Here is a 15,734-nt window from a genome sequence, read left to right on the forward strand (position 1 = left end):
GCTCGCTTTGATTTCTGACTGACTAGAGAGGGCTCGCCCATGACCAAAACGTCGCTGGATAAATCGAAGATCAAGTTCCTGCTGCTCGAAGGCATCCATCCTTCCGCACTCGAAGTGCTGCGCAACGCGGGCTACACCAATGTGGAGACCGTGACGGGCGCGCTGGAAGGCGAGGAGCTCAAGCGCAAGATCGCCGACGTGCACTTCGTCGGCATCCGTTCGCGCACGCAGCTGACGGCCGACGTGTTCGCCGCCGCGCAAAAGCTCGTGGCCGTGGGCTGCTTTTGCATCGGCACCAACCAGGTGGACCTGGACGCGGCGCGCGAGCGTGGCGTGGTGGTCTTCAACGCGCCTTACTCCAACACGCGCTCGGTGGCCGAGCTGGTGCTGGCCGAGGCCATCCTGCTGCTGCGCGGCGTGCCTGCCAAGAACGCCTCCGCCCACCGCGGCGGCTGGCTCAAGAGCGCCGAGAACTCCTACGAAATCCGCGGCAAGACGCTGGGCATCGTGGGCTACGGCTCCATCGGCACCCAGCTGTCGGTGATGGCCGAGTCGGTGGGCATGCAGGTGCTCTTCCATGACGTGTCCACCAAGCTGCCGCTGGGCAATGCGCGCCAGGCCGCATCGCTGGCCGATCTGCTGGCCGGCAGCGACATCGTCACCCTGCACGTGCCCGAGCTGCCCTCCACCCAGTGGATGATCGGCGCCAAGGAGATCGCGGCCATGAAGCCCGGCGCCATCCTGATCAATGCCTCGCGCGGCACCGTGGTGGAAATCGAGCCGCTGGCCGAGGCCCTGAAGGCCGGCAAGCTGCTGGGCGCCGCCATCGACGTGTTCCCCACCGAGCCGCGCAGCAACAAGGATGAATTCGTCTCGCCCCTGCGCGGCCTGGACAACGTCATCCTGACCCCGCACGTGGGCGGCTCCACCATGGAGGCCCAGGCCAACATCGGCCTGGAAGTGGCCGAGAAGCTGGTCAAGTACAGCGACAACGGCACCACCACCTCGGCGGTGAACTTCCCCGAAGTGGCCCTGCCCGCCCACCCCGGCCAGAACCGCATCCTGCACGTGCACCACAACCAGCCCGGCGTGCTGTCGGCCATCAACCAGGTGTTTGCCGAGAACGGCATCAACATTGCCGGCCAGTACCTGCGCACCGACGAGAAGGTGGGCTATGTGGTGATCGACCTGGCAGCCCAGTCCTCGGGCCTGGCGGTCGAGAAACTGACCCAGGTTCCCGGCACCATCCGCTGCCGCGTGCTGTTCTGATGGCCAGGTTTCAGGATGCTGCGCTTGGGCGCACTTCCTGAAACTGGCGCATTGCCGGGTCGCCCTATCTGCCCGGCTGCAGCAGCAGCCGCATCAGGTCCGTGCGCGTGATCAGGCCAGTCAGCCGGCCTTCGCGCATCACGGGAATACAGGGCACGCTGTGCCGGGCCAGGGCGTTGAGCAACTGGCCCACGGGCGTGTCCTCGTCCACGCTGAGTTCAGGCGCATGAACCAGCTGGGGCAGCTCCGACAGACGGGGCACGGCCCGGCTCTTGCCGGGCAGGCGCTGGCCCAGCCAGTTCAACAAAGAAGGCTTTGCCGCAGATTCGGCCGGGCGCACGGGGCTCATCCACAGCCACTCGTACAGCTCGGCACGGGAGACCGTGCCGGCCAGGCCGCCATCGGCGTCCAGCACCGGCAGGCTCTTGGCCGGGTGAGCGCGAAAGCGTGCGGCCACGGCGTGCACGTCGTCGTCCAAGGAGCAGCTCACGGGATCGCGCGTCATCAGCTGGGCGCAGCGCACGCCGCCCAGGCGATGCTCGATGGCGGTTTCCTCGGCGGCGGCCAGCAGCTCGGCCAGGTCATCGGCTTCCAGGTTGTTTTCCTGGCCGAAGCGCAGCAGCAGCGCCTCCAGATCGGCATGGGACAGGCCCAGGCGCGAGGCATGGCGGTGGGCCGCATCGGCGGGCGCGGCCTTGGGCGCCGTGTCGGCATGGTGGGGGTAGCGCCGGCCCGTGGCGCGGTGGAGCGCCGTGGCCGCCAGGACCAGCCCCAGTGTCAGCGCACCCACGGGCAGGAAGGGCAGCATCCAGCCGGCGGCCAGCGAGGCCTTGGCGTTGAGCACCGTCAGCAGGGCCATGGCGCCACCTGGCGGGTGCAGCGAGCGCGTCAGCAGCATGCAGCCTATGGCGCCACCCACGGCCAGCGCAGGGGCCAACTGGGGCGGGCACCACTGCAGCACGAACAGGGCCCAGAGCGCCGACACCGTATTGCCGACCACGCAGGACCAGGGCTGGGCCAGCGGGCTGGTGGGCACGGCGAACAGCAGCACGGCCGTGGCGCCCAGCGGCGCGAACAGGCGCAGGGGAAGATCCCAGGTGCCCGCATGCGCCAGCCAGACCAGGGCCGTGGCCAGCCCCATGCCCACGATGGAGCCCATGGCCACGCGCCACATGTCCGCAGGCGCGGGGCGTGGCACCACCGGCCCCCATGCTTTTCTGTTCCAGCCCATGGCCTTGTTGTCTTGTTGTCTTTGCCTGCGCGGCCCCGGGGGAGGGCTGCAAAAGCGCGTCATTTTAGGAAGGGACGCCGCTCTTGCTGGCAGCATGGGCTTTGCACTGCCTTGGTGCAAACCCGGAAGATTCAGTCCACCACGGACTGGTACACGCCCTCGCGCATCACCCAGCGGTAGGGAATGCGCTGGGCCATGGACTGCATCATGAGGATGGCGAACAGGTCCTCCTGCGGATCGATCCAGAAGAAGGTGCCGTAGATGCCGCTCCATGAAAAGTCGCCCACGCTGCCCGGCAGCGGGTTGAGGCCCGGCGCCGTGCGCACCGCAAACCCCAGGCCGAAGCCCTGGCCCACCTCGGGCGAGGGCAGCTGGGCGCCGAAATACGCCATGTCCGGCCCCATGCGCACGCTGGCGGGCAGGTGGTTGGAGGTCATCAGCTCCACGGTCTTGCGCGAGACCAGGCGCACGCCGTCCAGCGTGCCGCCGTTGCGCCAGAACAGGCACAGCCGCGCGTAGTCGGCCATGGTCGAGACCATGCCACCGCCGCCCGACTCGAACATCATGGCGCGCGTGACCGGGGGGATGGGCGGCATCTGTTTCTGCGGCCCTTCGGGCTGGGGCCGCGCGGCGCGTGCGATCTCGCTGTCGGGCGCATGAAAGCCCGTGTCGGCCATGCCCAGCGGCCCGGTGATGTGCTCGCGCACGAAGGCGGCCAGCGTCTGGCCGCTGACCAACTCGACCACGCGGCCCAGCACGTCGGTGGACATGCCGTATTCCCAGGTCTCGCCGGGCTGGGCCACCAGCGGCAGCTGCGCGAGCCTGGTGATGAACTGCGCATTGGTGAACTTGCCGCTGAACAGGCCCGCATCCAGGTACATCTTCTTGACGGGGTGCTCGGTGCCGGCGAATCCATAGGGAATGCCGGAGGTGTGGCGCAGCAGGTCCTGCAGCGTGATGGAGCGTGCCAGCGGCGCGCGCTCCAGGCCCACGCGCAGCGCGGCCAGCTCAGGCAGGTATTGCTCCACGGGCTCGATGATGGACAGCCGCCCCTGCTCGGCCAGCATCATGATGGCCAGCGAGGTGATGGGCTTGCTCATGGAGGCGATGCGGAAGATGGCATCGGGCCGCATGGCCGTGCCGGCCTCGGGGTCCAGCAGGCCGAAGCTCTCCAGGTAGGCCAGCTTGCCGCGCCGCGCCACCAGGGCCACGGCGCCCGGGATCTCGCCGGTGTCCACGCCGCGCTGCAGCCGGGCCGACAGGCGTGCCAGGCGCGCGCCGCCCAGGCCTACGGCTTCAGGGGAGTCGGCCCAGGGCAGGCTGGGGATGTGCAGGCGGTCGGTGCTGGCGGTCATGCTGTCTCCTCAGGTGCGATGGCAGGGATTCTGGAGACATGCAGGCGCAGGCGCTGTTCGGTGCGGGACAGCCGGCGCGGAGCGTGCACACGAAAAAAAGCCCGCCACGGTGGGCGGGCCTGGTGGGCCTGGTGGACCGGGCGTGTGGTCAGGCCAGCTTGGCCTTGAGCAGCTCGTTGACCTGCGCCGGGTTGGCCTTGCCCTTGGAAGCCTTCATGACCTGGCCGACCAGGGCGTTGAAGGCCTTGTCCTTGCCTGCGCGGTACTGCTCCACGTTGGCCGGATTGGCGGCGATCACCTCGTCGATGATCTTCTCCAGCGCGCCCGTGTCGTTCATCTGCTTGAGGCCCTTGGCCTCGATGATGGCGTCGACATCGCTGCCTTCACCGCTCCACAGCGCTTCGAACACCTGCTTGGCGGCGTTGTTGGAGATGGTGCCGTCGCCGATGCGCTGGATCAGCGCGGCCAGCTGGGCGCTGGAGACCTTGGCGGCCTCCATGCCGATTTCCTCGGTGTTCAGGCGGCGCGAGATCTCGCCCATGATCCAGTTGCTGGCCAGCTTGGGCGCATTGCAGGCCCGGGCCGTGTCCTCGAAGTAGGCGGCCATGGCCTGGCTTTGCGTCAGCGTGGTGGCGTCGTACTCGGGCAGGCCGTATTGCTCGACAAAGCGCGCGGCCATGGCGCGCGGCAGCTCGGGCATGTCGGCCCTGACCTGTTCCACCCACTCGGGCGCGACCACCAGCGGCGGCAGGTCGGGGTCGGGGAAGTAGCGGTAGTCGGCCGCGTCTTCCTTGGTGCGCATGGAGCGCGTCTCGCCCGTGTCGGGGTCGAACAGCACGGTGGCCTGCTGGATGCGGCGGCCGTCCTCGATTTCCTCGATCTGCCAGCGGATCTCGTAGTCGATGGCCAGCTGCATGTTCTTGAAGCTGTTGAGGTTCTTGATCTCGCGGCGCGTGCCCAGCGGCTGGCCGGGCTTGCGCACGGAGACGTTGGCGTCGCAGCGAAAGCTGCCTTCCTGCATGTTGCCGTCGCAGATGCCGATCCAGGTGACGATCTGGTGCAGCGTCTTGGCGTAGGCCACGGCTTCTTCCGTGCTGCGGATGTCGGGCTCGGTCACGATCTCCAGCAGCGGCGTGCCGGCGCGGTTCAGATCGATGCCCGACTGGCCGATGAAGTCCTCGTGCAGCGACTTGCCGGCATCTTCCTCCAGGTGGGCGCGCACCAGGCGGATGGTCTTCTTCTCGTCGCCGAGGAAGAAGGACACCTCGCCGCCCTGGACCACGGGAATCTCGAACTGCGAGATCTGGTAGCCCTTGGGCAGGTCGGGATAGAAGTAGTTCTTGCGCGCGAAGATGCTGCGCGGCGCAATGTGCGAGCCCAGCGCCAGGCCGAGGCGGATGGCGCACTCGACGGCCTTTTTGTTCATCACCGGCAGCGTGCCGGGCAGCGCCATGTCCACGGCGCAGGCCTGGGTGTTGGGCTCGGCGCCGAAGGCGGTGCTGGCGCGGCTGAAGATCTTGGACTGGGTGGCCAGCTGGGCGTGGGTCTCGAAGCCGATGACGACTTCATAGCCCTGGATGAGTTTCGCGGTCATGGGGTCTCAGATGCCCTTCGGAGCTTGAAGGTGGAAATCGGTGGCCTGCTGGAAGCGGTGGGCGGCGTTGAGCAACTGGCCTTCCTTGAAGTAGTTGCCGATCAGCTGCAGGCCCACGGGCATGCCGGCCTCGCCAAAGCCTGCGGGCACGCTCATGCCGGGCAGGCCGGCCAGCGATGCGGGCAGCGTGAAGATATCGGCCAGGTAGTTGGCCAGCGGGTCGCTCTTTCCGCCCAGCTGCCAGGCCACGGTGGGCGCGGCGGGGCCGGCGATCACGTCGCACTGCTGGAAGGCGGCCTGGAAGTCGTCGGCGATCATGCGGCGGATCTTCTGCGCCTGCAGGTAGTAGGCGTCGTAGTAGCCCTCGGACAGCACGTAGGCGCCGATCATGATGCGGCGCTTGACCTCGTCGCCGAAGCCTTCGGCGCGGGTCTTCTTGTACATGTCCACCAGGTCCGTGTAGTCCTTGGCGCGGTGGCCGAACTTCACGCCGTCGAAGCGCGAGAGGTTGGACGATGCCTCGGCCGGGGCCAGGATGTAGTACACGGGAATCGACAGCTCGGTGCGCGGCAGCGAGATCGGCACCAGGCGGGCGCCCAGCTTCTCGTATTCCTTGAGCGCGCCATCCACGGCGGCGCGCACGTCGGCCGACAGGCCTTCGCCGAAGAACTCGGCGGGGATGCCGATGCGCAGGCCTTCGATGCCGTCGTTCAGGCGGGCCGTGAAGTCCTCGGCGGGCACGTCCAGGCTGGTGGAGTCGCGGTCCAGGTCGGGGCCGCACATCTCGGACAGCAGCAGGGCGCAGTCCTCGGCGCTCTTGCCCATGGGGCCGGCCTGGTCCAGGCTGGACGCGAAGGCGATCATGCCGTAGCGGCTGGCGCGGCCATAGGTGGGCTTGATGCCCGTGATGCCGCAAAACGATGCGGGCTGGCGGATGGAGCCGCCCGTGTCGGTGCCGGTGACGGCGGGCGCCAGGCCGGCGGCCACGGCCACGGCCGAGCCGCCCGAGGAGCCGCCGGGCACGCGGTCCAGGTTCCAGGGATTGCGCACGGGCGCGGGTGCGTCGAAGCCCACGGGCGCGACGGCCGAGTTCTCGTTGGCCGAGCCCATGGCGAATTCATCGCAGTTGAGCTTGCCCAGCGTCACGGCGCCGGCCTCGGCCAGGCGGGTGACCACGGTGGCGTCGAAGGGCGAGCGGTAGCCGGCCAGCATCTTGCTGGAGGCCGTGGTCGGGAAGTCGCGCGTGACGAAGATGTCCTTGTGCGCAATGGGCACGCCAGCCAGGCGACCGCCCTTGCCTTGGGCAATCAGGGCGTCGGCAGCGCGGGCCTGGGCCAGGGTGGCCTCTTCGTCGATGCTGACGAAGGCGCCCAGGTTCTGGTGCGCCTGGGCGCGGGCCAGGAAATGCTGGGCGGCTTCGACGGCGCCGAGCTTGCGCTCGCGCAGCAGGGCCGACAGGGCCGACACGCCGAGCGTGTGCAGATCAGTGGTTTGCTGGGTCATGTATGGGATGCGGAAAACGGGGACGGATGCCAGGGGACAGGAAGCAGGGCGAGCGACGCCCGGCGCTCACTCGATCACCTTGGGGACCAGGAACAGGCCGCGCTCGACGGCCGGGGCGCTGCGCTGATTGGCGTCGCGCTGGTCGGGCTCGCTGGCAATGTCCTCGCGCAGGCGCAGGGCAATGTCCTGGATGGCGGCGACCGGATGTGACAGCGGGCTGACGCCCGAAGTATCCACAGCCTGCATCTTCTCCACGATGCCGAAAAAATCATTGAGCTGGCCTAGCATGCGCTCACTCTCTGCGGAAGAGAGCTCGAGCCGTGCGAGGTTCGCGATGCGTGCGATGTCTTGTGCGTTCAGTGCCATAGGAATTTTGAAGGGGGCAACGGGATGTAAACCCGCATTTCAAGCCCCGGCAGTACAAGTTATTCACAGGGGATACGGTATTATCTCGGCTTTGCCGCAAGACCCTCTCCGAGCTGGTCATTGTGCGAAAAGCCAACCCCATCCAGACTCCCTAACTTTCATCCCGGCGATGGCAGGCCGACGAGCATGCCGTGCCTGAGAGGACTCTCGTAATGTTCGGAGCTTTCCGTCGGTATTTCTCCACCGACCTTGCCATTGATCTTGGCACAGCCAACACCCTGATTTTCGCCCGCGACAAGGGCATTGTTCTGGACGAACCCTCCGTTGTCGCCATCCGCCACGAAGGCGGCCCGCATGGCAAGAAGGTGATCCAGGCGGTGGGCCGTGAAGCCAAGGCCATGCTGGGCAAGGTGCCCGGCAACATCGAGGCCATCCGCCCGATGAAGGATGGCGTGATTGCCGACTTCGTCATCACCGAGCAGATGATCAAGCAGTTCATCAAGATGGTGCATCCGCGCTCGGTGCTCACGCCCAGCCCGCGCATCATCATCTGCGTGCCCTGCGGCTCCACCCAGGTCGAGCGCCGCGCCATCAAGGACGCGGCCGAGGCGGCAGGCGCCACCTCCGTCTACCTGATCGAGGAACCCATGGCCGCCGGCATCGGTGCCGGCCTGCCGGTGTCCGAGGCCTCGGGCTCCATGGTGGTGGACATCGGTGGCGGTACCACCGAAGTCGGCGTGATCTCGCTGGGCGGCATGGTCTACAAGGGCTCCGTGCGCGTGGGCGGCGACAAGTTCGACGAAGCCATCATCAGCTACATCCGCCGCAACTACGGCATGCTGATCGGCGAGCCCACGGCCGAATCCATCAAGAAGAACATCGGCTCGGCCTTCCCCGGCTCCGAAGTCAAGGAGATGGAAGTCAAGGGCCGCAACCTCTCCGAAGGCGTGCCGCGCAGCTTCACCATCTCGTCCAACGAGGTGCTCGAAGCCCTGACCGACCCGCTCAACCAGATCGTCAGCGCCGTCAAGAACGCGCTGGAGCAGACCCCGCCCGAGCTGGGCGCCGACATTGCCGAGCGCGGCATGATGCTGACCGGCGGCGGCGCGCTGCTGCGCGACCTGGACCGCCTGCTGGCCGAAGAGACGGGCCTGCCCGTGCTCGTGGCCGAGGAACCGCTGACCTGTGTGGTGCGCGGCTGCGGCATGGCGCTGGAGACCATGGACCGCCAGGGCAGCATCTTCACCAGCGACTGACGCGGCGCAGGCCGGGGCCCGTTGTCGCGGGCCCGGGCGGCAGCCGACCGACTGCAACGTTTTTCTTCTCCCTTCCGTGGTGACCTGCATGCTTGCCCTGCCTTCCTTCGCACCGGGCCCGGCCCGTGCTTTCCAGGCCGCAGCAAGTGCGGCAGGGCAGGCCCTGCCGCGCGGGAGGGGCGCATGAATCCCAACACCCTGGACCACTCGGCGCCCTCGCTGTTCAAGCGGCGGCCCTCGCGCGTCTCCCAACTGGCCATCTACAGCGCATTGGCGCTGTTTCTGATGGTGGCCGACGCGCGTTTCAGGATCACCGACCCCGTGCGCGTGGCCGTGTCCACCGTGCTGTACCCCGTGCAGTGGGTGATGCTCAAGCCGGTGGAGGCCGTGCACGACGCCAGCCGCTACCTGGGCTCGCTGGACGAGGCCCAGGCCCGGGAGCAGGGCGCGCGCAAGGAACTGGTGGCCATGGCCCAGCGTGCCTCGCTGGCCGACGAACTGATCCAGGAAAACGACCATCTGCGCGAGCTGCTGCAGCTGCGCGACCGCCTGACCACGCCCGGCACGGCGGCCGAAGTGGTCTACGACAGCCCCGACCTCTATACCCGCCGTGTGGTCATCGACCGAGGCCAGGTGGACGGCATCGCCCAGGGCTCGCCCGTGCTCGATGAAAAGGGCGTGGTCGGCCAGGTCACGCGCGTGTATCCGCTGCGTTCCGAGGTCACCCTGCTCATCGACCGCGACCAGGCCATTCCCGTCTTCAACCCACGCACCGGTGCACGCAGCGTGGCCTATGGCGACCCGTCGCCGCTGCGCACCGGCGGCATCGAGCTGCGCTTCATGCCCAGCAATGCCGATGTGCAGGAAGGCGACCTGCTGACCACCAGCGGCGTCGACGGCCTGTACCCGCCGGGCCTGCCCGTGGCCAAGGTGGTCTCGGTGGAGCGCCGCGCGGACTCGGCCTTCTCCCGCATCTACTGCGAACCCGTGGGCCGCGTGCAGGGCGTGCGCCACGTGGTGGTGCTCAAGCCGCTGGACCGCGCCACGCATCCCGAGGCGGAAGGCGCTGCCGAACCCCTGCGCGCCGGCAAGGGCAAGGAAAAAGACAAGGGCAAGGAAAAAGACAAGCCCAAGGATGGCAAGGGCAAGGAAGCCTCTAAGGACGGTGGCAAGGCCGGCAAGACAGATGCGCCGGCCACGCCTGCAGCACCCGCTGCTCCCGCCGCACCCGCCTCCGCCAGGAAGGAGCCCGCATGATCATGCCGCGCGGCCAGCAGCTGCTGCTGCCGGTCAATCCCCTGTTCATCGTCGTCAGCCTGCTGGCGGCGCTGGCACTCAACATGCTGCCCTTGGGACGCCAGGCCTGGCAACCCGACCTGCTCATGGTGCTGCTGGCCTTCTGGGCATTGAACCAGCCCCAGCGCGTGGGCATGGGCGTGGCCTTCCTGCTGGGCCTGTGCATGGACGTGGACCGCTCCTCCCTGCTGGGCCAGCATGCGCTGGCCTATGCGCTGCTGGTGTTCGCGGCCGGCGCCATGAGCCGGCGCCTGTCGTGGTTCTCCACGCCCGTGCAGGCGCTGCACCTGCTGCCGCTGTTTGCCGTGGTGCACGGCCTGCAGGTGCTGCTGCGCATGGTGGCCGGTGGCATCATGCCCGGCCCGCTGGTGGTCGTCGCGCCTTTGATCGAGGCCCTGCTGTGGCCCCTGGTCAGCGGCCTGCTGCTGGCGCCTCAGCGCCGCCCGCCGGACAGTGACGAGAACCGTCCCTTGTGAGGCTTGACGCGTGATGGAAATCCGCAATACAGAAGCCGAGCTGCAGCGATTCAGGTTGCGCGCATGGGTGATGAGCGTGGTGGTGCTGCTGGCCTTCGGGCTGGTGGTGGCGCGCTTGCTGGTGCTGCAGGTGCAGCGCCATGAGGAGCTGTCCGAGCGCGCCGAAAGCAACCGCACGGCCGTGGTGCCCATCGTGCCCAACCGGGGCCAGATCCTGGACCGCAACGGCGTGGTGCTGGCCACCAACTACTCGGCCTACACGCTGGAGATCATGCCCTCGCGCGCGGGCAACCTTGAAGAGACCATCGACAGCCTGGCCGAGATCGTCGAGATCACGCCGCGCGACCGGCGCAAGTTCAAGCGCCTGGTGGATGACTCCCGCAGCTTCGACTCCCTGCCCATCCGCACGCGCCTGACCGATGACGAGGTCGCGCGCTTTGCCGCGCAGCGCTACCGCTTCCCGGGCGTGGACATCAAGGCGCGGCTGTTCCGCACCTATCCCATGCAGGACACGGCCAGCCATGTCATCGGCTACATAGGCCGCATCAACCAGCGCGAGAAAGAGGCGCTGGAAGACTCCGACGACGCCGCCAACTACCGTGGCACCGACGTCATCGGCAAGCTGGGCGTGGAGCAGAGCTACGAAACCGACCTCCACGGCCAGACCGGCTGGGAGGAAATGGAAACCTCGGCCGGCGGACATGCCGTGCGCAAGCTCGGCAGCCGCCCCGCCACGCCCGGCGACAGCCTGGTGCTGTCGCTGGACATCAAGCTGCAGCGCATGGTGGAGGAGCTGTACGGCGACCGCCGCGGCGCCCTGGTGGCCATCGATCCGCGCAGCGGCGAAGTGCTGGCCATGGTCAGCCGTCCCACCTTCGACCTGAACCTCTTCGTCGATGGCATCGACCAGGAGAGCTGGACCACGCTCAACGAATCCATCAACCGCCCGCTGCTCAACCGCGCGCTGCGGGGCACCTATCCGCCGGGCTCCACCTACAAGCCCTTCATGGCGATTGCCGCGCTGGAGTCGGGCAAGCGCCGCCCGGACACCACCATCATGGACAACGGTAGCTGGACCTTCGGCGGCCACACCTTCCGCTCGGGCCACCCCAACGGGCCGACCAACCTGCGCCGCTCCATCATCAAGTCGTCCAACGTGTACTACTACATGCTGGCCAACGACATGGGCGTGGACATGATCCACGACTACATGAAGCCGCTGGGCTTCGGCCAGCTCACCGGCATCGATGTGCGCGGCGAGGCGCGCGGCGTGCTGCCCAGCACCGAGTGGAAGCGCAACACCTACAAGCGGCCCGAGCAGAAGAAGTGGTACGCGGGCGAGACCATCTCGCTGGGCATCGGCCAGGGCTACAACAACTTCACCATCCTGCAGCTGGCCAATGCCATGTCCACGCTGGCGGCCAAGGGCGTCAAGCACCGCCCCCACCTGGCCGTGGGCCGTGTCGATGCCGTCACGCAGCAGTTCTCGGCCATCAACAAGGATCCAGGCACCAGCATGGGCTACAAGCCCGAGAACGTGGAGGCCGTGCGCGCCGCCGTGGCCGCCGTGACGGTGGAGGGCACCTCGCGCGGCATCTTCGGCAACGCGCCCTACACCTCCACCGGCAAGACCGGCACGGCCCAGGCCGTGGGCGTGCGCCAGAACGAGAAGTACAACGCGGCACGCCTGTCCGAGTTCCAGCGCGACCACTCGCTGTACATCGCCTACGCGCCGGCCGACAACCCCACCATTGCCGTCGCTGCCATCGTGGAGAACGCCGGCTTCGGTGCCGCTGCCGCCGCACCGCTGGCGCGCCGCGTGTTCGACTACTGGCTGCTGGGCCGTTACCCCAGCGTGGAAGACATGGCCGCCATGCGCAAGGGCCAGGCCGGCGTGCCCATAGGCACCCCGCGCCGCGTCTCCGAAATCACGCTGGATGCGGAAACCGTGAACCTGCCCGGCCTGCCGCGCTATGAGCCGCCCGAGGCGCCGGTCCCCGTGCCCGCAGGCCGCCCGGCGGTGCTGTCGCCGCCTTCGGCTGCCGAGCTGGAGGATTGAGGCACGCTTGTGTGCCGCTGCAAGCGGGTCTGAGCCCTGCGCGGCAGATTCAGCGCTGCCAGGGATCGATGACCGTGACCCCGCAGTCCGCAAAGTCCCGCACATTGCGGGTGGCAAGGCTGGCTCCCCTTGAGCGGGCGATGGCCGCAATCATGGCGTCGAACTGGCTGATGGGTCTGCCGGACTGCCTTCGGGCCGCAGCGATCTACGCATAAGCGTCAGCGGCACCGTTGTCGAACTCCAGGACGCGGCCTGCCATATCGATGTCCAAGATGGCCTGCACTGCAGCCAGCAACCCATGCTTGCGCTGTCCCTGCGGCAACAGCAGGACGCCGTACAGCAATTCTCCGCGCGTGATGGCTGTGGTGAGCAAACTGGAGCGGGGCTGGCTGGCCAGCCGATCCATGGCGCGCCTGTCGGGATCGGGGCGCAGAGCCTCGGACAGGACGTTGGTGTCGAGAATGATCACCGGCTGGCACCCAGCGGATTGCGAATGGGCTCGCGCTGCGCAAGCACCAGTTCAACGCCGCCCAGGGGCTCGACCCGGGCCCGGATGGAGTCGAACAGTGAATGCCCCTCCGCCGCATTGGCTGCGAGTGCCGCGCGCAAGATGTTGCGGGCCTCTTCTTCCATGGAGTGGCCGTGCAGGTCCGCCTGCAGACGCAGCCGGGCCTGCAGGTCTTCATCCAGATCGTGGATCGTCATGGTAGTCATGGCCAGGCTCCTTTCAGGTCAATGACGCATGGTAGTCATGGACACGCAAGGCGACAACGGCATGCCCCCTGCGCATGAGGGCACGCAAGGCGACGAATCAGGGCTTCGGCCTCAATGCCCCATGCGCCCGATGAACGCCGCGATCCGCTCGCTGGCCGGGTTGCCGAAGAATTCGGCCGGTGGCGCCTCGTGGGCGATGCAGCCCTGGTCGAAGAACATCACGCGGTCGGCGACCTCGCGGGCGAAGCCCATTTCGTGGGTGACCACGATCATGGTCATGCCGCCGCGTGCCAGCTCGCGCATCACGTCCAGCACCTCCTGCACCATCTCCGGGTCCAGCGCGCTGGTGGGCTCGTCGAACAGCATCACCTGCGGCTCCATGGCCAGGGCACGGGCAATGGCCACGCGCTGCTGCTGGCCGCCCGACAGCTGCCAAGGGTACTTGTGGGCATGGGCCTGCATGCCCACGCGCTCCAGCAGGGCCATGGCCTTGGCATTGGCCTGGGCGCGCGGCGTTTTGTGGATGCGGCGCGGCGCCAGGGTCACGTTGTCCAGCACCGTCATGTGGCCGAACAGGTTGAACTGCTGGAACACCATGCCCACTTCGCAGCGCTGCTTTTGCAGCGTGGCTTCGTTGTCGGTGACTTCGACGCCGTCGATGGTGATGCGCCCGCCATCATGCGGCTCCAGCCGGTTGATGGCGCGCAGCAGCGTGGACTTGCCCGAGCCCGAGGCGCCGATGATCACCGTCACCTCGCCCGTGCAGAACTGCGTGGAAACGCCCTTGAGCACCTGGTGGTTGCCGAAGGACTTGGTGACCTTCTCGGCCACGATGTAGGGCATGCCCCGTGCCAGCTTGTCGGCGCTCATTTGTGGCGGCCCTCCACGTCGAAGCGGTACTCCACGGCAGCCGTGACCTGGGTCACCAGCGTGGTCAGCACCAGGTAGGTCACGCCCACGGTGACCAGGGTCTCCACGGGCTGGAAGGTGGCCGACTGGATGCGGTTGCCCACATTGGTCAGCTCCACCACGCCGATGGCGTACGCCAGCGACGAATCCTTGAGCAGGGCCACGAAGTTGCTCACCAGCGGCGGCAGCGAGATCTTGAAGGCCTGCGGGAACACCACGTCCATGAAGACGCAGATGCGCGGCAGGCCCAGGGCGCGTGCGGCCTCGGCCTGGCCGCGCGGCACGGCCTGCAGGCCGGCGCGCACGGCTTCGGCGTTGTAGGCGCCCACGTTCAGCGCCAGTGCAATGCAGGCGGCGGCGAAGTCGGGCAGGTTCAGGCCCGGGATCAGCACCGGCAGCGCGAAGTAGATGAACAGGATCTGCACCAGCAGCGGCGTGCCGCGGATCGCCCAGACGTAGAAGCCCGCGGCCCAGCGCAGGGCGGCCGTGCGCGAGGTGCGCGCCAGCGCGGCGGCGATGCCCAGCACCAGGCCGGCGGCGCCGCTGACCAGCGTCAGGTACAGCGTGGTGCGCGCGCCTTCGGCGAAGGTGTCGGCATTGGAGCCTATGGGCTCGGGCAGCAGGGACAGCAGTTGCCCCAGCAGCGAAACCACGAGCACCATCAGCAGCAGGGCCGTGACCAGGGTGGCGTTGCTGCGCTGCGAGCGGCTCCAGTGGGCGGGCCAGAGGACGGTAAGCATAGGTGGGCTAGAAACAAAAAGGCGCCCTGCAAGTGGGCGCCGGTCGGGCAGATCTGCCCGGGGCCTCAGTCAGGGCAGCGGATGTCTTCGTGGAAATATTTCTGCGACAGCTTGGCGTAGCTGCCGTCGGCCAGGGCGTCCTTGAAGGCCTTGTTCCAGGCGTCGGCCAGCGACTTGTTGTCCTTGGCCACGGCGGCGGCGATGCGCTCGACCAGCAGCAACTCGCCCTGCTTGAGCTGGGCATTGGGGTTCTTCTGCTGCAGTTCCTTGGCAATGAAGCGCTCGGTCACCCAGGCGTCCACCCGCTTGGACAGCAGCGCATTGCGCGCGGCCTCGTTCGTGGGGAAGTTGACCAGGCGCTTGATGCCGGGCAGGTTCTTCTCCATGTACTGCAGATAGGTGGTGCCGGTCTGCACCGACACCGTCTTGCCCGCCAGGTCCTTGCCCGAGCGGATGGCCGGGTCCAGCGACATCACGATGGCGCCAGAGCAGTAATGGGGCTGGGTGAAGGTCACGGCCTTCTCGCGCTCGGGCGTGATGCCGTGCGAGGAAATCACCAGATCCCAGCGGTCCTGCTGCAGGCCGGTCAGCAGGGCGTCGAAGCTGATGGTCTTCCACTCGTACTTCACGCCCATCTTGCCGGCCAGCATCTGTGCCAGCTCGACCTCGAACCCGGTCAACTGCTTGCCCTCGAAATGGGCAAAGGGCGCGTAATAGCCTTCGGTGGCCAGGCGCAACGTGCCTTCCTTCTGGATGGCGTCGAAGGGGCGGGCCTGAACGCCTGCGGCGGTCCACAGGGCCAGCGCGGCGGCGGCGATGACGGTAATGCGTTTCATGGAAGCTCCAGGAGGGCTGTCGCTCAGGACCTGACCCCGGCGCCGCAAGAGGGGGAAAGCGCCAACGCACGGATCGGTGCATGGCCATGGACGGCGGGGCCGATTGCGTGGCTGCGCGGCGGGTCGGGTG

At 67.7% G+C, this 15,734-nt stretch carries 15 protein-coding genes; 5 read left to right on the plus strand and 10 right to left on the minus strand.

Annotated features, from left to right (window positions below):
- The first annotated feature begins 39 nt into the window (after nucleotides 1-39).
- Nucleotides 40-1,269 carry a phosphoglycerate dehydrogenase gene (serA, locus tag G4D77_RS18255; protein WP_012202286.1) on the plus strand — a complete coding sequence of 410 codons (1,230 nt, stop codon included), beginning with the start codon at nucleotides 40-42 and terminating at the stop codon, nucleotides 1,267-1,269.
- Nucleotides 1,270-1,333: 64 nt separating this feature from the next.
- On the opposite strand, the gene G4D77_RS18260 is transcribed toward serA, so the two are convergent.
- The 5 genes from G4D77_RS18260 to gatC all read right to left on the minus strand — a co-directional run bounded on the left by G4D77_RS18260 (nucleotide 1,334) and on the right by gatC (nucleotide 7,318).
- Nucleotides 1,334-2,500, minus strand: a complete 1,167-nt coding sequence (locus tag G4D77_RS18260) for an HPP family protein (protein WP_154833220.1) — start codon at nucleotides 2,498-2,500, stop codon at nucleotides 1,334-1,336.
- A gap of 131 nt (nucleotides 2,501-2,631) precedes the next feature.
- The gene (locus G4D77_RS18265) at nucleotides 2,632-3,855 is read right to left on the minus strand and encodes a serine hydrolase domain-containing protein (RefSeq protein ID WP_154833222.1); all 1,224 of its coding nucleotides are present in this window, start codon (nucleotides 3,853-3,855) and stop codon (nucleotides 2,632-2,634) included.
- Between the two features lie 148 nt (nucleotides 3,856-4,003).
- A complete protein-coding gene (gene gatB / locus G4D77_RS18270; RefSeq protein WP_016453590.1) occupies nucleotides 4,004-5,449 on the minus strand; it encodes an Asp-tRNA(Asn)/Glu-tRNA(Gln) amidotransferase subunit GatB in 1,446 nt (481 codons plus the stop codon).
- 6 nt (nucleotides 5,450-5,455) lie between these two features.
- Entirely contained in the window at nucleotides 5,456-6,952 is a 1,497-nt protein-coding gene (gatA, locus tag G4D77_RS18275) for an Asp-tRNA(Asn)/Glu-tRNA(Gln) amidotransferase subunit GatA (RefSeq protein ID WP_016448551.1), read from the minus strand.
- 66 nt (nucleotides 6,953-7,018) lie between these two features.
- On the minus strand, nucleotides 7,019-7,318 hold the full coding sequence (gene gatC, locus G4D77_RS18280; protein ID WP_016448550.1) for an Asp-tRNA(Asn)/Glu-tRNA(Gln) amidotransferase subunit GatC: 300 nt from the start codon (nucleotides 7,316-7,318) through the stop codon (nucleotides 7,019-7,021).
- A 212-nt stretch (nucleotides 7,319-7,530) separates the two neighbouring features.
- Between gatC and G4D77_RS18285 the strand changes: the two genes are divergently transcribed.
- From G4D77_RS18285 to mrdA, 4 genes are all read left to right on the plus strand, one after another.
- Nucleotides 7,531-8,574 carry a rod shape-determining protein gene (locus G4D77_RS18285; RefSeq protein WP_012202293.1) on the plus strand — a complete coding sequence of 348 codons (1,044 nt, stop codon included), beginning with the start codon at nucleotides 7,531-7,533 and terminating at the stop codon, nucleotides 8,572-8,574.
- A 183-nt stretch (nucleotides 8,575-8,757) separates the two neighbouring features.
- Complete coding sequence (gene mreC, locus G4D77_RS18290; protein WP_043791091.1) at nucleotides 8,758-9,831, plus strand: rod shape-determining protein MreC; 1,074 nt, start codon at nucleotides 8,758-8,760, stop codon at nucleotides 9,829-9,831.
- The gene (gene mreD, locus G4D77_RS18295; RefSeq protein WP_047218823.1) at nucleotides 9,828-10,346 is read left to right on the plus strand and encodes a rod shape-determining protein MreD; all 519 of its coding nucleotides are present in this window, start codon (nucleotides 9,828-9,830) and stop codon (nucleotides 10,344-10,346) included. Before mreC ends, mreD begins: the two co-directional genes overlap by 4 nt.
- Nucleotides 10,347-10,359: 13 nt before the next feature.
- Nucleotides 10,360-12,405 carry a penicillin-binding protein 2 gene (gene mrdA, locus G4D77_RS18300; RefSeq protein ID WP_047326955.1) on the plus strand — a complete coding sequence of 682 codons (2,046 nt, stop codon included), beginning with the start codon at nucleotides 10,360-10,362 and terminating at the stop codon, nucleotides 12,403-12,405.
- Nucleotides 12,406-12,610: 205 nt separating this feature from the next.
- Here the strand turns inward: mrdA and G4D77_RS30890 are convergent, their stop codons facing one another.
- From G4D77_RS30890 to G4D77_RS18325, 5 genes are all read right to left on the minus strand, one after another.
- Nucleotides 12,611-12,874: a PIN domain-containing protein gene (locus G4D77_RS30890; protein WP_227740882.1), complete on the minus strand. Its 264-nt coding sequence runs from the start codon at nucleotides 12,872-12,874 to the stop codon at nucleotides 12,611-12,613.
- Nucleotides 12,871-13,119, minus strand: coding sequence for a FitA-like ribbon-helix-helix domain-containing protein (locus G4D77_RS18310; protein WP_016453586.1), 249 nt, complete (start codon nucleotides 13,117-13,119; stop codon nucleotides 12,871-12,873). Before G4D77_RS18310 ends, G4D77_RS30890 begins: the two co-directional genes overlap by 4 nt.
- A gap of 111 nt (nucleotides 13,120-13,230) precedes the next feature.
- Nucleotides 13,231-13,989 (minus strand): amino acid ABC transporter ATP-binding protein, encoded by a 759-nt coding sequence (locus G4D77_RS18315; RefSeq protein ID WP_047326956.1) that lies wholly within the window; start codon nucleotides 13,987-13,989, stop codon nucleotides 13,231-13,233.
- Nucleotides 13,986-14,768 (minus strand): amino acid ABC transporter permease, encoded by a 783-nt coding sequence (locus G4D77_RS18320; RefSeq protein WP_012202298.1) that lies wholly within the window; start codon nucleotides 14,766-14,768, stop codon nucleotides 13,986-13,988. Before G4D77_RS18320 ends, G4D77_RS18315 begins: the two co-directional genes overlap by 4 nt.
- Before the next feature lie 65 nt (nucleotides 14,769-14,833).
- Nucleotides 14,834-15,604, minus strand: coding sequence for an ABC transporter substrate-binding protein (locus G4D77_RS18325; RefSeq protein WP_154833226.1), 771 nt, complete (start codon nucleotides 15,602-15,604; stop codon nucleotides 14,834-14,836).
- Between the last annotated feature and the right edge of the window lie 130 nt (nucleotides 15,605-15,734).

Source organism: Delftia sp. WY8 (assembly GCF_018437695.1).
Taxonomy (GTDB): Bacteria; Pseudomonadota; Gammaproteobacteria; order Burkholderiales; family Burkholderiaceae_C; genus Comamonas; species Comamonas tsuruhatensis.